Origin of the sequence: Sphingobium sp. SA916 (assembly GCF_002894065.1) — a bacterium.
GTDB classification, from domain to species: Bacteria; Pseudomonadota; Alphaproteobacteria; order Sphingomonadales; family Sphingomonadaceae; genus Sphingobium; species Sphingobium fuliginis.
In genome coordinates, this window is record NZ_LXYF01000051.1 from 35,112 (window position 1) to 51,138 (window position 16,027).

21 protein-coding genes are annotated in these 16,027 nt (G+C 65.6%); 18 read left to right on the forward strand and 3 right to left on the reverse strand.

The features are described from left to right. Positions 1-21 precede the first annotated feature (21 nt). The 11 genes from A8G00_RS16020 to A8G00_RS16070 all read left to right on the forward strand — a co-directional run bounded on the left by A8G00_RS16020 (position 22) and on the right by A8G00_RS16070 (position 7,116). Entirely contained in the window at positions 22-843 is an 822-nt protein-coding gene (locus tag A8G00_RS16020; protein ID WP_025549613.1) for a pyruvate, water dikinase regulatory protein, read from the forward strand. 4 nt (positions 844-847) lie between these two features. Then, entirely contained in the window at positions 848-1,441 is a 594-nt protein-coding gene (locus A8G00_RS16025) for a nucleoside triphosphate pyrophosphatase (RefSeq protein WP_044660582.1), read from the forward strand. Further along, positions 1,438-2,259 (forward strand): shikimate dehydrogenase, encoded by an 822-nt coding sequence (gene aroE / locus A8G00_RS16030; protein WP_103001124.1) that lies wholly within the window; start codon positions 1,438-1,440, stop codon positions 2,257-2,259. The genes A8G00_RS16025 and aroE overlap by 4 nt, the downstream gene beginning before the upstream one ends. Before the next feature lie 19 nt (positions 2,260-2,278). Then, a complete protein-coding gene (gene coaE / locus A8G00_RS16035) occupies positions 2,279-2,872 on the forward strand; it encodes a dephospho-CoA kinase (RefSeq protein ID WP_025549616.1) in 594 nt (197 codons plus the stop codon). Positions 2,873-2,917: 45 nt separating this feature from the next. Next, positions 2,918-3,610, forward strand: a complete 693-nt coding sequence (dnaQ, locus tag A8G00_RS16040) for a DNA polymerase III subunit epsilon (protein WP_061934391.1) — start codon at positions 2,918-2,920, stop codon at positions 3,608-3,610. 95 nt (positions 3,611-3,705) lie between these two features. After that, positions 3,706-4,302: a ribosome-associated translation inhibitor RaiA gene (gene raiA / locus A8G00_RS16045; protein ID WP_025549618.1), complete on the forward strand. Its 597-nt coding sequence runs from the start codon at positions 3,706-3,708 to the stop codon at positions 4,300-4,302. A 119-nt stretch (positions 4,303-4,421) separates the two neighbouring features. Then, positions 4,422-4,889, forward strand: coding sequence for a PTS sugar transporter subunit IIA (locus A8G00_RS16050; protein WP_025549619.1), 468 nt, complete (start codon positions 4,422-4,424; stop codon positions 4,887-4,889). Next, entirely contained in the window at positions 4,849-5,358 is a 510-nt protein-coding gene (locus tag A8G00_RS16055; RefSeq protein ID WP_037482870.1) for a PaaI family thioesterase, read from the forward strand. Before A8G00_RS16050 ends, A8G00_RS16055 begins: the two co-directional genes overlap by 41 nt. Next, complete coding sequence (locus A8G00_RS16060) at positions 5,348-5,698, forward strand: DUF1491 family protein (protein WP_025549621.1); 351 nt, start codon at positions 5,348-5,350, stop codon at positions 5,696-5,698. The genes A8G00_RS16055 and A8G00_RS16060 overlap by 11 nt, the downstream gene beginning before the upstream one ends. A 176-nt stretch (positions 5,699-5,874) precedes the next feature. Further along, a complete protein-coding gene (locus A8G00_RS16065) occupies positions 5,875-6,522 on the forward strand; it encodes a cell wall hydrolase (protein WP_025549622.1) in 648 nt (215 codons plus the stop codon). A gap of 99 nt (positions 6,523-6,621) precedes the next feature. Then, the gene (locus tag A8G00_RS16070; protein WP_025549623.1) at positions 6,622-7,116 is read left to right on the forward strand and encodes an MmcB family DNA repair protein; all 495 of its coding nucleotides are present in this window, start codon (positions 6,622-6,624) and stop codon (positions 7,114-7,116) included. Between the two features lie 84 nt (positions 7,117-7,200). On the opposite strand, the gene A8G00_RS16075 is transcribed toward A8G00_RS16070, so the two are convergent. Beyond that, positions 7,201-7,800, reverse strand: a complete 600-nt coding sequence (locus A8G00_RS16075) for an ankyrin repeat domain-containing protein (protein ID WP_083198958.1) — start codon at positions 7,798-7,800, stop codon at positions 7,201-7,203. Positions 7,801-7,871: 71 nt separating this feature from the next. Here A8G00_RS16075 and A8G00_RS16080 point away from each other — a divergent pair, with 71 nt between their 5' ends. From A8G00_RS16080 to A8G00_RS16095, 4 genes are read left to right on the forward strand one after another with little or no spacing between them, the layout of a single operon-like run. After that, on the forward strand, positions 7,872-8,528 hold the full coding sequence (locus A8G00_RS16080; RefSeq protein WP_172451876.1) for an SCO family protein: 657 nt from the start codon (positions 7,872-7,874) through the stop codon (positions 8,526-8,528). Positions 8,529-8,531: 3 nt separating this feature from the next. Then, positions 8,532-8,957 (forward strand): YcgN family cysteine cluster protein, encoded by a 426-nt coding sequence (locus tag A8G00_RS16085; RefSeq protein ID WP_025549626.1) that lies wholly within the window; start codon positions 8,532-8,534, stop codon positions 8,955-8,957. Continuing rightward, on the forward strand, positions 8,938-9,648 hold the full coding sequence (locus tag A8G00_RS16090) for a M48 family metallopeptidase (RefSeq protein WP_103001125.1): 711 nt from the start codon (positions 8,938-8,940) through the stop codon (positions 9,646-9,648). The genes A8G00_RS16085 and A8G00_RS16090 overlap by 20 nt, the downstream gene beginning before the upstream one ends. Positions 9,649-9,655: 7 nt before the next feature. After that, positions 9,656-9,919, forward strand: a complete 264-nt coding sequence (locus A8G00_RS16095; protein ID WP_025549628.1) for a hypothetical protein — start codon at positions 9,656-9,658, stop codon at positions 9,917-9,919. A gap of 48 nt (positions 9,920-9,967) precedes the next feature. Here the strand turns inward: A8G00_RS16095 and A8G00_RS16100 are convergent, their stop codons facing one another. After that, positions 9,968-10,816 carry a rhodanese-related sulfurtransferase gene (locus A8G00_RS16100; protein WP_103001126.1) on the reverse strand — a complete coding sequence of 283 codons (849 nt, stop codon included), beginning with the start codon at positions 10,814-10,816 and terminating at the stop codon, positions 9,968-9,970. Positions 10,817-10,869: 53 nt separating this feature from the next. Here A8G00_RS16100 and pdeM point away from each other — a divergent pair, with 53 nt between their 5' ends. Together pdeM and A8G00_RS16110 are read left to right on the forward strand one after the other, a co-directional pair. Continuing rightward, complete coding sequence (pdeM, locus tag A8G00_RS16105) at positions 10,870-11,529, forward strand: ligase-associated DNA damage response endonuclease PdeM (protein WP_048577546.1); 660 nt, start codon at positions 10,870-10,872, stop codon at positions 11,527-11,529. Positions 11,530-11,717: 188 nt separating this feature from the next. Next, a complete protein-coding gene (locus A8G00_RS16110; RefSeq protein WP_044660589.1) occupies positions 11,718-14,483 on the forward strand; it encodes a TonB-dependent receptor in 2,766 nt (921 codons plus the stop codon). Here the strand turns inward: A8G00_RS16110 and A8G00_RS16115 are convergent. Beyond that, entirely contained in the window at positions 14,461-15,207 is a 747-nt protein-coding gene (locus A8G00_RS16115) for a YggS family pyridoxal phosphate-dependent enzyme (protein WP_048577544.1), read from the reverse strand. The two genes, A8G00_RS16110 and A8G00_RS16115, sit on opposite strands and share 23 nt — an antisense overlap. Before the next feature lie 17 nt (positions 15,208-15,224). Between A8G00_RS16115 and A8G00_RS16120 the strand changes: the two genes are divergently transcribed. Next, complete coding sequence (locus tag A8G00_RS16120; protein WP_103001127.1) at positions 15,225-15,788, forward strand: thiamine phosphate synthase; 564 nt, start codon at positions 15,225-15,227, stop codon at positions 15,786-15,788. Positions 15,789-16,027 lie beyond the last annotated feature (239 nt).

A 16,027-nucleotide genomic window follows, 5' to 3' on the forward strand; every position in this document is an offset into this window, starting at 1 on the left:
CTCCCCACAGAGATGTTCTTCATGTCGCGCATCCATCTCCACCTGCTTTCGGACTCGACCGGCGAGACGCTGGAAAACATAGCGAAGGCTGCCATCGGCGCGTTCGAAAATGTCGAGGCGGTGCGCCATTTCTGGCCGATGGTTCGGTCCGACGTCCATCTCGACCGGATCATGGAGGAGATCGCCGCCAATCCGGGGCTGGTGCTGTTCACCCTCTCCAACCATCAGCTCCGGCGTCGGCTGGAGACGCGCTGCCGGGCGCTCGGCCTGCCCCATGTGGCGGCGCTCGACAGCGTGACCGACGCCCTCTCCAACATATTGGGGCAGGAAACGCGCAACCGTCCGGGGCGCAAGCATATATTGGACGAGGCTTATTTCGCGCGGATCGAGGCGATCCAGTTCACCATCGCCCATGACGATGGCGTGGGCCATGAAAATTGGGAGGAGGCGGACATCGTGCTGGCCGGCGTTTCCCGCGCGTCCAAGACGCCGACATCCATCTATCTCGCCAATCGCGGGTACAAGACCGCCAATATCCCGCTGGTGATCCAGTCGCCGCCGCCGCGCAGCCTGTTCTCGCTGAAGCATCCGATGGTGGTCGGCCTGACCGTCAGCCCGGAACGGCTGGTGCAGATCCGCCGCAATCGCCTGCTGTCGCTCAACCAGGCGCCGGAGACCAGCTATGTCGACATCGACCGGGTGCAGGAGGAACTGTCCTTCGCCCGGCGCATGTTCGCGGACAATGGCTGGCCGGTGATCGACATGACCCGCCGGTCGATCGAGGAAGCTGCCGCCGCCATCATCAACCTGTTCAACGACCGCGTGCTGGCGGAAGGAGCATGAGACCATGATCGTGCTGGCATCGCAAAGCGCGAGCCGCCGCGCCCTGCTGGAAGCGGCGCAGGTGCCGTTCGAGGCGCTGTCCCCCGGCGTCGACGAGGAAGCGGCGAAGGAAGCGCTGCGCGCCGACGGCCTGGATGCGCGGCAACTGGCCGATGCGCTGGCGGAACTGAAGGCGCTTCGCGTCTCGCGCAGGGTGCCGGGCGGGCTGGTGCTGGGCTGCGACCAGACCCTCAGTCTGGATGACGGCGCGATGATCGACAAGGCGGTCGACCGCGCCGATGCGGAGCGCATAGTGAAGCTGCTTTCCGGGCGGGTGCATCATCTCCACAGCGCGGCGGTGATCGCGCTCAACGGCGAACCGATCTGGCGGCATGTCGAGCGGGTGCGGATGACGGTGCGGCCTCTGTCGGACGCTTTCATCACATCCTATCTGGACGGCGATTGGGAAAATTGCCGCTGGTGCGTCGGCTGCTACCGGATCGAGGGGCCGGGCGCGCAGCTTTTCAGCCGGGTCGAAGGCAGCCAGTTCGCGATTCAGGGCCTGCCGCTGCTGCCTTTGCTTGACTTTCTGCGCGTCCGGGGCGTTCTGGCGACATGACCGACAAGCTCCCCTATGCCGAAGTGATCGGTGACCCGATCGAACACAGCAAGTCGCCGCTGATCCACAATTTCTGGCTCGATGCGCTGGGGATCGAGGCGGAATACAGGAAGACCCATGTCACCGGCGAGGGCCTGTCCGCCTATTTCCTGGCGCGGCGCGCCGATCCGGACTGGCTTGGCTGCAACGTCACCATTCCGCACAAGATCGCGGTGATGGACTATACCGACGATCCGGGCGGCGTCCGGGAGCGGATCGGGGCGATGAACACCATCGCCAGCGAGACGGGCGGACCGCTGATCGGCACGAATACGGATGCGGGCGGATTCCTCCAGCCATTGCTGCGCGACAGGTGGAAGGGGCAGAGCGCCGTTCTGGTGGGGGCGGGCGGCGCGGCGCGGGCGATCCTGTTCGCCCTCACCAGCCTGGGCGTGCCGGACATCACCGTCATGGTGCGCGATGCGGCCAAGGGTCAGGCGCTGCTCGACCGTGCAGGGGTCAGGGGCCGCGTGATCGGCATGGCCGATGCGCTCCCCCGGGCGGACCTGCTCGTCAACACCAGCTCGCTCGGCATGGTGGGCCAGCCGGTGCTGGACCTGGACCTTTCGCCCCTGGGCCCGGAAGCGACGGTCTATGACATCGTCTATGCGCCGCTGGAGACGGAGTTGCTCAAGGCGGCGCGCATCCGGGGCCTGAAGACCCTCGACGGGCTGGAGATGCTGATCGGGCAGGCGGCGCTGGCCTTCGACATCTTCTTCGATGCGGAGGCGCCGCGCGAACGGGACGAGGAATTGCGCGCCCTGCTGCTCGCCGCCTGAGATTCATGAAGATGATGGGATGAAGATCTACGGTCTCACCGGCTCCATCGGCATGGGGAAGTCCGCCGTCGCGGCCATGTTGCGGCGGGAAGGCGTTCCCCTGTTCGACGCCGATGCGGAGGTGCATCGCCTGCAGGGGCCGGGCGGCGCGTTGCTGCCGGCGATAGAGGCGCGCTTTCCCGGCACGACCGGTCCCAAGGGCGTCGACCGGGCGAAGCTGGGGGCGGCGGTCTTCGGTCATCCCCAGGAATTGAAGGCGCTGGAAGCCATCGTCCATCCCGCCGTGCAGCAGAGCCGCAAGGCCTTTCTGCAACGGAACCGATCGCGCCGGTTCGTCGTGCTGGACATTCCGCTGCTGTTCGAAACCCATGGCCATCGCCGGCTGGCCGGCGTCATCGTGGTCACCGCCCCTGCCTGGAAGCAGCGCAAGCGGGTTCTGGCCCGTCCCGGCATGACCGCTGCAAAATTTCGCCGGATTGTCCATCTGCAAACGCCCGATGCTGAAAAGCGGCGGCGGGCCGACTATATCATCCATACGGGCACGACCTTCGCTGAGACCCGCTTCCAGGTTCGCCGCTTGGTCGCTTGCCTTGGTGCGAAGACAGGCCGATAAGAGGGGGCCGGCGAGGTTGGCCGGCAAGAGTCGTTGTAGAGGGCGATGCGCGAGATCATTTTCGACACCGAAACGACGGGATTCGACCCAGCCTCCGGCGATCGCCTGGTCGAGATCGGATGCATCGAACTCCTCAACCGGGTTCCCACGGGCCGCACCTTCCACGCTTATTACAATCCGCAGCGGTCGATGCCGGCCGCGGCTGAGGCGGTGCACGGCCTGTCCGACGCTTTTCTGAGGGACAAGCCGCTATTTTCCCATGGGGTGGAGGAACTGCTCGCCTTTCTGGAGGACAGCCATCTGGTCGCCCATAATGCGCGTTTCGACTTCGGCTTCCTCAATCACGAACTGAAGCTGTGCAAGCTGCCGGAAGTGTCGATGGAGCGGATGATCGACACCGTCGCCATCGCCCGGCAGCTTCACCCCGGCGCCAAGCACAGCCTCGACGCGCTCTGCACCCGCTACGGCATCGACCGCAGCCATCGCATCAAGCATGGCGCGCTGCTCGACGCCGAATTGCTGGCCCAGCTTTACATCGAACTGACCGGCGGCCGTCAGATCGGCCTCGGTCTTGCACAGGAGGAAGAGAAACTCGTTGTAAATATGGAACTTGCGGCGGAAGTCGCGGTTCGCCCTGTTCGTCCCGCGCGTGTCTTTGCGGCAGGCGCGGAGGAGCTGGAGCGGCATGCAGCGTTCGTCGCGACGCTGGACAAGCCGCTCTGGCTTGAAGAGGCCTGATTACGGCTGTCCCTTCGGGATGGGCTGCCTTCACGGCCTCCACGCCAACCGGGTCGCCAATCCCGGGCGGTCCGGCAAGAATAAGGAGAAGGCATATGGATATTCGTGTTTCCGGGCATCAGGTCGATACGGGTGACGCGCTCAAGCAGCATGTCTGGACCCGTCTGGAGGCCATGGCCGAGAAATATTTCTCCCGCGCGCTTTCCGCCCAGGTCACATTCCGGCCCGCCCCGCACGGCGCCTTCCATTGCGACATCGTCTGCCATGTCATGACCGGACTGATCCTGAAGGGCGCCGGAGAGGCGCAGGAGGCGCATCCTGCCTTCGATCAGGCGGCCGAACGGATCGAGAAGCAGTTGCGCCGCTATCTGCGCCGTCTGAAGGACCGCAGCGCGCAGGCCGCGGCGGCGGAGGCCAGCCGGGCCAATGGATATGGCGCCGATGAACTGGACGGCGCCGGCTACACGATTTTCGCGTCCCCGGCCGATGAAGAGGACCCGGCCGAAGCGCCGCTGATCGTGGCGGAAACCCGGGTCGACATTCCCGAAGCCAGCGTGTCGGACGCGGTGATGATGCTCGACCTGCGCAACACCAATGCGCTGCTGTTCGTCAATGCCGGGACGGCGGCGTACAACATGGTCTATCGGCGGCAGGACGGGACCATCGGCTGGGTAGAGCCCCGCCTGGGCTGATCGCCTTCCCCCGGCCGCCGGTTGACCTCGATCCGCTGGCGGCCTATGGGGCCGGACTTTAAAGATCCGGGCATTGCGTCATTTTTCCGAAGCTGGGCGCGGCTCGGCTGGGATTCGGCATGGTTCATTTCAACGATATCGTCGCACCGGATGCATTGGGCACCGCCCTTTCGGTGAACGGCAAGAAGCAGTTGTTTCAGAAGGTTGCGGCCTTGGCTGCGCAGGCCTACGGCCTGGCTGCCGATCCGGTGGCGGAGGCGCTGCTGGAGCGTGAGAAACTGGGCTCGACCGGCTTTGGGGGCGGAGTCGCGATTCCCCATGCGAAGATTCCCGGCCTTCAGAAAATGTGCGGGGTGGTGGTGCTGCTCGATCCGGCGGTTCCTTTCGACGCTGTGGACGAAGCGCCGGTGGACATCGTCTTCGCGCTGCTCTCTCCGGTGGATTCCGGCGCCGAACATCTGAAGACCCTGGCCCGCGTTTCGCGCTACCTGCGTGACGAGGGGCAGATCGCCCGGCTGCGCGGCGCCAAGTCGACGGCGGCGCTCCATGCCCTGCTCGCCGGTGGCGAGGCGCGTGACGCTGCCTGATCCGGGTTCCGCCGCCAGCGCCTTGCCCAGCGGGGAGCAGGCGCATTTCCGGGCGCTGGAGTCCCTCTACCGTTCCGCACCGATCAACCGGCTGTTCCGGTCGGAACTGACGATTCCGGAAGAAGGCCGGTCGATCATCCATTTCGACGTGGACGAGACGCAGTTCCATGCGGCCGGCGCGGTGCACGGCACGGTCTATTTCAAGATGCTGGACGATGCGGCCTTCTACGCCGCCAACAGCCTGGTCAGCGATCGCTTCCTGCTGACCACCAGCTTCAACCTGCTGTTCACCCGCCCGATCGGGCCGGGCCGGATTCGGGCCGAAGGGCGCTGGATCAGCGGAAAGCGGCGCGTCTATGTGGCGGAGGCCAGCCTGATCGACGCCGACGGCGAGGAGGTCGGGCGCGGCACCGGCACCTTCATGCGGTCGCAATTCCCCCTCTCCTCCCTGCCGGGCTATGCCGGCTGACCCATCCGACGCGCGGCTGACCAGCGCGATGCTGGTCGGTGTCCTGATGCGCCGCTGCGCCGCGGCGGGCGGCTTTGCCACGGTGCTGGTGAAGGGCGATGCCGTCAGCGGCGTGATCCTGCTCCAGGCGCTGGAAAATGGCCGGGAACAGGGACTGTTCGAACGCGTTCCTGATTATGCGGGCGGCTATCGCCTCACCCGCTGCGGCCCGGACCCGGAAAAGGGGGCCGAGGCCATGGCTCAATATCTTGCGCGCCGGCGCGGATCGGACCCCGATCTGTGGGTCATTGAACTCGACATCGCGGATGCGGAACGGTTCGCCGCTGAAACGATCTGTTGATCGTTGACTCATTTTCCGCGCGCGGGCACAGGCCTCCGACGCTTTCAACGCGCAGGTTGCCGGTTTTCGTCCATGGGGGGCGGATGCGGTAAACACGCAGACGGGGGGCGGCCGAACGTCGTGTTTTAGGGGTTTTTTGACGTTCCCGGCCAAGAACCGCACGATTTTGAGCTGTAATGAGTTTTCGTCTGAAGGCTGCGATCTTCGCGGCATTTTCCCTTTCCGCCACAGCGGCGGTTACCGCGGCCGACATGTCGAGCGCTTCCGAGGCGGCTCCGTCGGTCCTTTCCCTTCCGGGAAGCAATGAGCTGAATGCAGCTCCGGCCGGCGCCACGCCCGCCGTCACTTTCGCCGCGCCGCGCGAAGTCGTGCAGCCGCTGGCTCCCCTTTCCGACAGCGCCGATGTGAAGGCCGACAATCTCGCCGCCCTCGTGGACGCGCAGGGCGCGGCTGAGGATGTTTCCGGCGACATGAAGTGCCTGGCCGGCGCCGTCTATTTCGAATCCAAGGGCGAAAGCCTGGAAGGCCAGTTGGCCGTTGCCCGCGTCATCATCAATCGCGCCCGGTCCGGCCGCTTTGCCGACAGCCTGTGCGGCGTCGTCTATCAGCCCGGCCAGTTCAGCTTCGTGCGCGGCAATGGCATGCCGTCGATCCGCCTGGGCAGCGAAAGCTGGCGCGAGGCCGTCGCCATCGCCCAGATCGCGATGGACGATAGCTGGGACAGCAAGGCAGAGGGTGCGCTCTATTTCCACGCCCGTCGGGTTTCGCCCGGCTGGGGCAAGCGCCAACTCGCCGCGATAGACAATCACGTCTTCTATCGCTGACCGTTTCGCGCCGGGCGCGCAGGGGGTGAAGAAGGGCCGGTTCGGGCGATCCTGAATCGGCCCTTTCCTTTTGTTCCCTTCCTGTTCTAAGAACGGGACATGGAATCCGATCTTTCCGACAGTTGTTCGCCCCTCACGGACGGCACGGCTCTGGCCGTGGCGCGGGGCACGCTGCGCCTGTTCTTCCGGCATGACATGAGCGGGATATTGGAAGTGCCGCTGCCCAATGGCCGGCGCGCCGACATCATGGCGCTGGACGGGGCGGGTCGGATCACCATTGTAGAGATCAAGTGCAGCCGCGCCGACCTGTTGGGCGACATGAAATGGCCCGACTATTTCGATTATTGCGACCGCTATTTCTGGGCCGTGCCGTCGGGCTTCGACCTGTCGCTGTTCGAGAGCGAGGCGCTATGGCCGGGACGGACGGGATTGATCGTCGCGGACCAATATGACGCCGAACTGGTGCGCCCCGCACCCATGGAGCCGCTGGCGGCCGCGCGGCGCAAGGCGGAAACACTGCGCTTTGCTAGGCGGGCGGCCAGGCGGCTGACGGCGCTGGCGGACCCGGATCATGCCGCGGAACTGGGGTGGTAGTCTGATCTCCCGCGACATTCCCCTTAAGCGATACGTGCTCCTGCGCAGGAACACGCATCGTCTGATGTTCGCTTCAGGAAAAAATCAGAACACCGGCCCCTGCACCGGTCCCTTGGGCGCGGTCTTCGTCTTCGCAGCGCTCAGCGCTTCCACCAGCCCCGGCGTCCTGGCGTCGCGCTCCGCATAGTCCCGCGCCGACATGCCGGCGATCGTGTCGCGCTTGTCGGGATTGGCGCCTTGCGCGACCAGCAGCCGGACCAGCGCCACGTCGCGAAGCTGCACCGCCCGGATCAGCGGCGTCTCGCCGCTGCCATTCGCCTTGTCCACCTGCGCATTATAGGTCAGCAGGCTGCGCACGCCTTCCTCGAACCGGGCCTGCACCGCGTCCATCAGCGGCGTGTTGCCGTTATTGTCGGTCAGGTTCGGGTTCGCGCCCTTGGCGAGCAGGAAGGTCAGCCATGTATTGTCCCGCCGCGCGACGACCAGATGCAGCGCGGTATCGCCCGTCGTCACGTCGCGGCTGTTGATGACGGTCGATCCCGGCTTCTGGATCAGGTCGGTCACCTTCTGCCCGTCGGCATCCTTGACCGCCTTCAGAAAATTGTAATTGTCGGAAAACTGCGCCTGCGCCGCGACCGGCGACAGCAGCGCCAGGGCCAGAGCGGCGGCACGGCCAAGGCCCATCAAAGCCGGAAAACGTCCTGTCATTATGTCCATAGCCCCGTTGGGATTTGCAAATCGGGCCATAGCAGGGCATGGCTGGCGGCGCCATGAACAAAGCGCTGATTTCGCTCGCCCTGCCGCTGACCGCCCTGCTGGCAGCCTGTAATATGGGGGCCGGGGGCAATGCATCAAGCGGCGATGAAAGCGCCCAGGGGGATCTGCACGGGGCCAGCATCGGCGCGCCCTTCACCCTGACCGATCAGGACGGGAAGAAGGTTCGCTGGGACGATTTCAAGGGCAAGTATCGGCTGGTCTATTTCGGCTACACCTATTGCCCCGATGTCTGCCCGATCGACCTGCAACGCATCATGCAGGGCTTTTCGAAGTTCGAGAAGGATAAACCGGCGCTCGCCGCAAAGGTCCAGCCGATCTTCATCAGCGTCGATCCGGATCGGGACACGCCCGCCGTCCTCAAAACCTATGTCGCGGCCTTCCATCCGCGCCTGATCGGCCTGACCGGCACCCCTGACGAGATCGCCAGGGTGGCGAAGGATTTCGTCGTGCTCTACAATAAGGAAGAGGCGAAGGGCGCAAGCGGCTATCTGGTCAGCCACAGCCGCACGCCCTATCTTTTTGGGGGCGACGGCGCGCCGGTCGCGCTGGTGCCGGTGGACGATCCGGGAACGCCGGATGTGGATGAGGGCGATCCCGCCAGGGTGACGGCCTTCCTCGAAAAATGGGTGAAGTGACGGTTGGACTTCTGGGAAAAGCCCCTCGACAGACTGGACCGCGCGGAGTGGGAAGCGCTGTGCGACGGCTGCGGCAAATGCTGCCTGCACAAGGCCGAGGATGAGGATACGGGGCGCATCTACCCCACCAATGTCGCCTGCCGCCTGCTGGACCGGCATAGCGGGCAGTGCACCAACTATAAGGAACGCCGCCGCTTCGTGCCCGATTGCGTGCGGCTGACCCCCGCCAAGGTGAAGACGATAAGCTGGCTGCCGCGCACCTGCGCCTATCGGCTGCGGGGCGAGGGCAAGCCATTGCCCGAATGGCACTATCTGATCTGCGGCGACCGCGAGGCGGTGCACCGGGCCCAGGAGTCCGTGCGCGGCTGGACCATTGCGGAAGCCGACGCCGGCGATTGGGAAAACCATCTTGTCGACAGAGAACTCTGACGCCGAAATCCTGATCGACGGCATCGCCGTTCCGGTGCGGGTCCGCCGGTCGGCGCGGGCCAAGGCCTATCGATTGTCGCTGGACCAAGCGCGGGGGGAGTTGCGGCTGTCGCTGCCGACCCGCGCCAATCTGAAGCGGGCGCTCGGCTGGGCGCAGAAACATGAAGGCTGGGTCCGCTCGCAAATGGCGCGGCAGCCAGCGCAGGTGATGCTGTGCGATGGCGCCGTCTTTCCGTTGGAGGGGCGGGAGGTGCGCATCTGCTGGGTCGAAGGCGCTTCCCGCACGATCCGGCTGGAGGGCGACCGGCTGCTGCTGGGCGGCGCGGCGGAATCAGTCGGGTCGCGGGTGCTGCGCTGGCTCAAGATGCGGGCGAAGGCCGTGCTGGAGACCGAAAGCCATGAAATGGCGCGGGACAATGGGCTGATCGTGGCGTCGGTCGGCATTGGCGATCCGCGCAGCCGCTGGGCGAGCTGCGCCTCCAGCGGGGCGATCCGCTATAGCTGGCGGCTGATCCTCTGCCCGCCGGAGGTGCGCCGGGCGACCGTGGCGCATGAGCTGGCGCATCTGCTGCACATGGATCACAGCCCTGCCTTTCACGCGGCCCACAAGCGGATATTGGGCGAAGACCCCCGGCCTGCGCGGGCCTGGCTGCGCGCCCATGGGACCGCGCTGCACCGCTTCGTCGGGTGACAGGCCCATGGGCAGGAAGAAGCGCTATCTGACGGCGACGATGCCGGACGGCTATGTGAAGACCATCGGGCCCACGGCGGACGCCTTCACCCATTATTGGCGCATCGTCGCGATACTGGAGAATGGCAGGACGGAGGTCTTCTGGGGCCACAGCCGCTCGCTGGCCGAGGCGAAGAGGAAGCGGACGGCGGCGGAAGAAGGCGCGCGGATGCGCGGCTGGAAACGCTATGCGTTCGAGATAGCGGAACTGGTCGAAACGCCGGCCCGGTGAAGCGCAAGCTGCTCCTGCGAAGGCGGGATCACGCTATGCCCTGGTCCTTCAGCCCTGGTTCCTGTGCGGCCAGACGCCCGACCCGTCCGCCGCGCAATCATGCGCGGCGTCCCGCACATGCGGCAAGCCGCAGGCCCGGCAGGTGACATAATCGCCCGCCTTCAGCCCATGGCCCACCGCCACGCGCTCGTCGAACACATAGCAGGCGCCCTGCCAAAGGCTGTCCTCTTCGGGCATTTCCTCCAGATAGCGCAGAATGCCGCCGCGCAGATGATAGACCTCCTCAAAACCGCGGGCCCTGACCAGCGCGGTCGATTTCTCGCATCTTATGCCGCCGGTGCAGAACATGGCGATGCGCGGCGTGCGGCCCTCCTCGCGCAGCTTTTCGGCAAAATCGTCGAACCAGGCCGGGAAATCGCGGAAGGAGCGGGTGCCGGGATCGATCGCCCCTTCGAAGCTGCCCACCGACACTTCATAGGCGTTGCGCGTGTCGATCACGACCGTGTCCGGATCGGCTATCAGGGCGTTCCATTCCGCCGGATCGAGATGCCTGCCCGCCTGATGCGCCGGGTCGAGATCGCCCGCGCCCAGCGTCACGATCTCCGCCTTCACCTTCACCTTCATCCGGGCGAAAGGCGGGCTGTCGCCATGGGCATATTTGACGTCGAGATCGGCGCAGCCCGGATATGCCCGGATATGCGCGACCAGCGCCGCAATCGCCCTCTCGCTCCCCGCGACCGTGCCGTTGATCCCCTCCCCGGCGACGATCAGCGTGCCGCAGGTGCCAAGGTCGGCGCAGAGCAGGCGCAAATCGCGGGCAATCGCCTCCGGATCGGCAAAGGCCGCGAAACGGTAAAGCGCGGCAATGGTGAAAGCGGATTCCATGGCAGCGCCCATAGCCGCTTCGCTGCCCTCTTGAAAGCGGCGGGGCAAGGGGGCATAGGCAGGCCATGGTTCCCCTTTCGTTCGCGGGTCATGATTTTCTGGCGTTGGCGGAGGCTGCGCTGTTCTGGCCGGCGCGCTCCGCCCTGCTGGTGGCCGACCTGCATTTCGAAAAGGCAAGCTGGTTCGCCCGATCCGGGCAGTTCCTGCCGCCCCATGACAGCCAGGCGACGCTGGACATGATCGAGATGCTGGTGGAACGGACGGGCGCGCGGGCCGTCTGGTCGCTGGGCGACAGTTTTCACGATGCCGATGGCGCGGCCCGGCTCGATCCGGCGGCGCGGGCAAGACTGGCCGTGTTGACGGACAGGCTCGACTGGGTCTGGATCACCGGCAATCACGATGCCGGCATGGCGCGGACGCCCGGCGGCACGCGTCGCACGGACATGCAGGTGGACGGCATCTGGCTGCGGCATGAGGCGGACCCTGCCGACCCCCGGCCGGAAATTTCAGGGCATTTCCACCCCAAGTTCCGCCTGTCCGTGCGCGGACGCCATGTGTCGCGGCGCTGCTTCGTCGGATCGCGGACCAAATTGATTCTGCCTGCTCTTGGCGCCCTGACGGGCGGCCTCGATGCCGGTCATGGCGAGATTCGCCGGGTGATGGGATCGGGCGCGGCCGCCCTGGTGCCGGTCGCCGGCCGGCTGCTGCGTTTTCCCATTGCTTAGGCGGACGTAACGGAAACCGGAATTTAAGCTGTCTCCTTTAGGTGACAGTGCATGAGAATCCGGTCACCATGGGGGATCAAAGCCTCTGAAAAGCAGGCATATCTTGCCTTCATCCTGCTGTGGCAGCATAGTTCGACAATAATTCGACGCGACGCAAAGCCGCGCGGATAAGGAGAGGGAGCATCATCATGAAGAAGAGCCTTTGGCTGATTTCTGTCGGTGCCGTTGCATTGGGCAGCAGCGTTCCGGTCGCATGGGCGCAGGACGGCGGAACCGCGGTCGATCCGGAAAGCGTCAACATCATCGTCACCGCCACCCGGCGCGCCAGCCCGCTGTCGGACGTGCCGATCGCCGTGTCCGCCGTGACGGCGCAGGCGATGCAGAATAGCGGCGCGACGGATATTCGCGCGCTCAACCAGCTCGCCCCTTCGCTGCTGCTGTCCTCCACGGGGACAGAGGCCAATGCCTCTGCCCGCATCCGCGGTATCGGCACGGTGGGCGACAATCCGGGGCTGGAAAGCTCGGTCGCGGTGTTCATCGACGGCGTCTATCGCTCGCGCACCGGCGCCGGCCTCAACGAACTGGGTGAGATCGAGCGGGTCGAGGTGCTGCGCGGTCCCCAGGGCACGCTGTTCGGGCGCAACGCCTCCGCCGGCCTCATCAACATCATCAGCAAGGCGCCCGAGTTCAAGCTCGCGGGCAAGGCGGAGATCACTTACGGCAATTATGATTATTGGCGCCTTGCCGGCCGCATCACCGGGCCGATCAGCGATCAGCTGGCGCTGAGCCTTGACGGCGTCTGGTCCAGGCGCGACGGCTTCTACGATCTGGTGAACGCCAGCGGCGCCAAGGTCGGGGAAACCAATGACCGCGACCGCTATTTCCTGCGCGGGCAGGCGTTGTTCGAGCCGAACGACGCGCTCTCCATCCGCCTCATCGGGGATTATACCCATCGCGACGAAAGCTGCTGCGGCGCCGCCTATATGGAGACGCGGGAACGCCGTCCGGTCGCCGGCGGGGGCTACAGCACGGCGCCCTTCAACCGGATCGCCGCCATTCTGGCGGGGCAGGGCAGCGTCTTTGCCGCCGATCCCTATGACCGCGACCTCACCATCACGGCTGGCCGGAATTATGTGAGCAAGCTCAAGGATTGGGGCGTTTCAGGCGAGATCAATTATGATCTGGGCGGCGCCAAGCTGACCAGCATAACCGCCTATCGCGATTACAAGAGCCAGGACTATGGCGATTACGACTATAGCGGGGCCGACCTGCTCTACCGCGATCCCAACACCTATCGCCAGTTCAGGACCTTCACCCAGGAACTCAGGGCGCAGGGATCGGCCTTCAACGATGTGCTCGACTGGCTGGTCGGCGGCTATTATGCGCATGAAAAGCTGACGCTGGAGGATAATATCGTCTTCGGCGCGGACTATGGCCGCTTTGCCGCCTGCCGCCTGATGGCGGGGGCAGGCGTCAACAGCAATTTGACGGCGGCGCAGCTTGCCGCTTGCGGCAGCGGGCTTGCGACGCAGGCGCTGATCGCCGGCACGCAGGCGCAGCTCAACGGCGGCCTTGTCCTTGCCGGCGTTCCAGCCTTGCAGGCCGGGGCGATTTCGACCGGCCTGGGCAATGGTCTCCGCGCGCTGGCGGCGATCCCGTCGGGCACCGGCGACATTGCCTCGCTCTACCATCAGAAGAGCGAGAATTGGGCGTTGTTCACCCATAATATCATCCATATCGCAAAGCAGCTCGATCTGACGCTGGGTCTTCGCTACACCCATGAGAGCAAGCGTTTCTCGGCGGACCTCAACAATAACAACGCCACCTGCGCGGCCTTGCAGGCCTCCAGCCTGCCCGCCATCGCGACCAATGCGCAGCTCGGCAGCGCGGCGGCCCTGGCGGGCGGCATCCTGACCCTGGGCTGTCTCGGCAACGGATCGACCGGGCTGAACGCGCTCGACCTCAATGACAAGATCAGCGATGGGGAGTTTTCCGGCACCGCCGTCCTGTCATGGAAGCCGATCGACGAACTGCTGGTCTATGGCAGCTATTCGAAGGGCTATAAGGCGGGCGGCTACAATCTCGACCGCTTCCAGCTCGGATCGACGGGCCTGAACGCGGTGCCGGCCGTGTTCGCGCCGCGCACCAATGCCGACGTCACCAGCCTGCGCTTCGCCGCTGAAAAGGTCGATGCGTTCGAAGTGGGCCTGAAATATACCCAGCCCAAATGGAGCGCGAACATCGCCGCCTTCCGGCAGGAGTTCAAGAATTTCCAGTTGAACACCTTCAACGGCACCAGCTTCGTCGTCCAGAACATCAATGGCTGCGACGGCGCGCTGACGGCGGCGCGGACCTGCGCAGGCGGGGATGTGGGACCCGGCCTGATCAGCCAGGGCGTGGAACTGGAACTGTCGGCAACCCCGGTGCGGAATGTGCGTGTCGCGGGGGGCTTCACCTATGCCCGCGCCAAATTCGCCAACCGCCTGGTCGGCAGCGGCGACGGAACGGTGCCGCTCGATCCGGCGCTGTTCCTGCTGCCGGGTTCGATCAACTCCCAGGCGCCGGAAGTCGTGACGACGGTCAGCGCGTCCTGGACGCCTTCGCTCGGCTCCAACGGCCTGTCGGCGCTTTTCTATATCGACGGGCGCATGAGCAGCGACTTCAACACCGGTTCGGACCTGTTCCCCGAAAAGCGGCAGGACGGCTATGCGGTGTTCAATGCCCGTGTCGGCATTCGCGGGCCGCAGCAGCGTTGGGCGGTTGAATTCTGGGGCCAGAACATCTTCAACCAGGACTATAGCCAGGTCGCCTTCAGCAGCCCGCTACAGTCGAGCAGCCCGTCCACCTCGACCACCGGCCAGTTCGCCCTGGGCGCACCGATGGCGAACCAGTTGATCTCCGCCTATCTGGGCGATCCCCGCACCTACGGCATCACCCTTCGCGGGAGTTTCTGATCATGCCCCTGCCGCTCCCCGGTGCCGGGCGAGCGGCAGGGCGCTCCCCGAACAGGGCCGTGCCGACGCGGATGTGCGTAGCGCCCAGCATGATCGCGGTTTCATAATCCCCCGACATGCCCATGGAGAGCTGTTCCATCCCCTCCTCCCGCGCCATCTTGGCGAGCAGCGCGAAGAAGGGCGCGGGTTCGATGTCGGCCGGCGGCACGCACATCAGGCCCAGCAGCGGAATATCCGCGTCCCGGGCCGATCGGATCAACGCGGGCACGTCGGCAATCGGACAACCGCCCTTTTGCGCTTCCGCACCGATATTGACCTGCACGAAGCAGGGCACCCGCCTGTCCGCCGCGTCCATGGCCTTGGCCAGCGCCGTCAGCATCGACGGCCGGTCGAGCGAATGGATGACATCGAACAGGGCGACCGCGTCGGCCGCCTTGTTCGACTGGAGCTGACCGACGAGGTGCAGTTGAAGGCCCTCATGCTCCTCCCGCAGGGCAGGCCATTTGCTTTCCGCTTCCTGCACGCGATTTTCCCCGAAGACCCGCTGGCCTGCCGCGATCAACGGGCGGATGGCGTCCGCCGCCTGCGTCTTCGACACGGCGATCAGGGTGATGTCGTCGGCGGTGCGGCCGGTAAGGCGGGCGGCGCGGCCCATGGCGTCGTGTATCTCGGCCAATCGGTTCGCGGCCAGCCGGTCTGCGGCTTCGATGCTGTCGGTCGTCATGGCGGCTGCTATAGGCGATGGCCATGCAACGCCGCCACCGCAAAAAATTGCCGACGATCTGGTTGATGACCGACGAACGCATCGGGGAGCCCGCCCTGCTGGCTGCTGTCGCCCGTCTGCCCAAGGGGAAGGCGGGAGTCATATTCCGGCACTATCGCACGGCCGCGGCGGAGCGGCGCGCCCTGTTCGATCGGATCGCCCGGATTGCCCGAAGGCGGCGGCTGGTGCTGATGCTGGGCGGCACGGCGGCGCAGGCGCAGGCCTGGCGTGCCGATGGCTGGCACGGACGTGACCGGCGGCGGGCAGGAAAGGCGCTGCTCCACAGCAGGCCGGTGCATGATGGGCGGGAGATGGCGGAAGCCGTGCGCTATGGAGCAAATATCATCCTGCTCTCGCCACTCTTCCCGACGCGCTCGCACCCCGGTTCACCCCTATTGGGGCGAGCGGGCTTCGCCGCCCTGGCCCGGCTTGCTCCAATGCCGGTAATCGCCCTGGGCGGGGTGAACGCGGCGCATCGGCATATGCTGAAGGCAATCGGCGCTTCCGGCTGGGCCGCCATCGATGGCTTGTCGGGCCGGTGACGGCGGTAAGGGGCGGTGGTCGGCGGGCGACCATCCAAAGGCCGCACCTTACTCTCGCGAGCCGCTTGTCTCCTGCGGATTCCTCCGCAGGAGCATGCCGCGCCGATGGCAGTTCATGACCCAGACTGTGTAAAAACGGCGTACGGCGCTTGAAGGCATGTGGGCGAAGATATGCGAGTGCGTTGAGCGAGGCTCTCCCCTTATGTTGCAATGGCGGCCAGCATTTTCCGTGTCCCCAT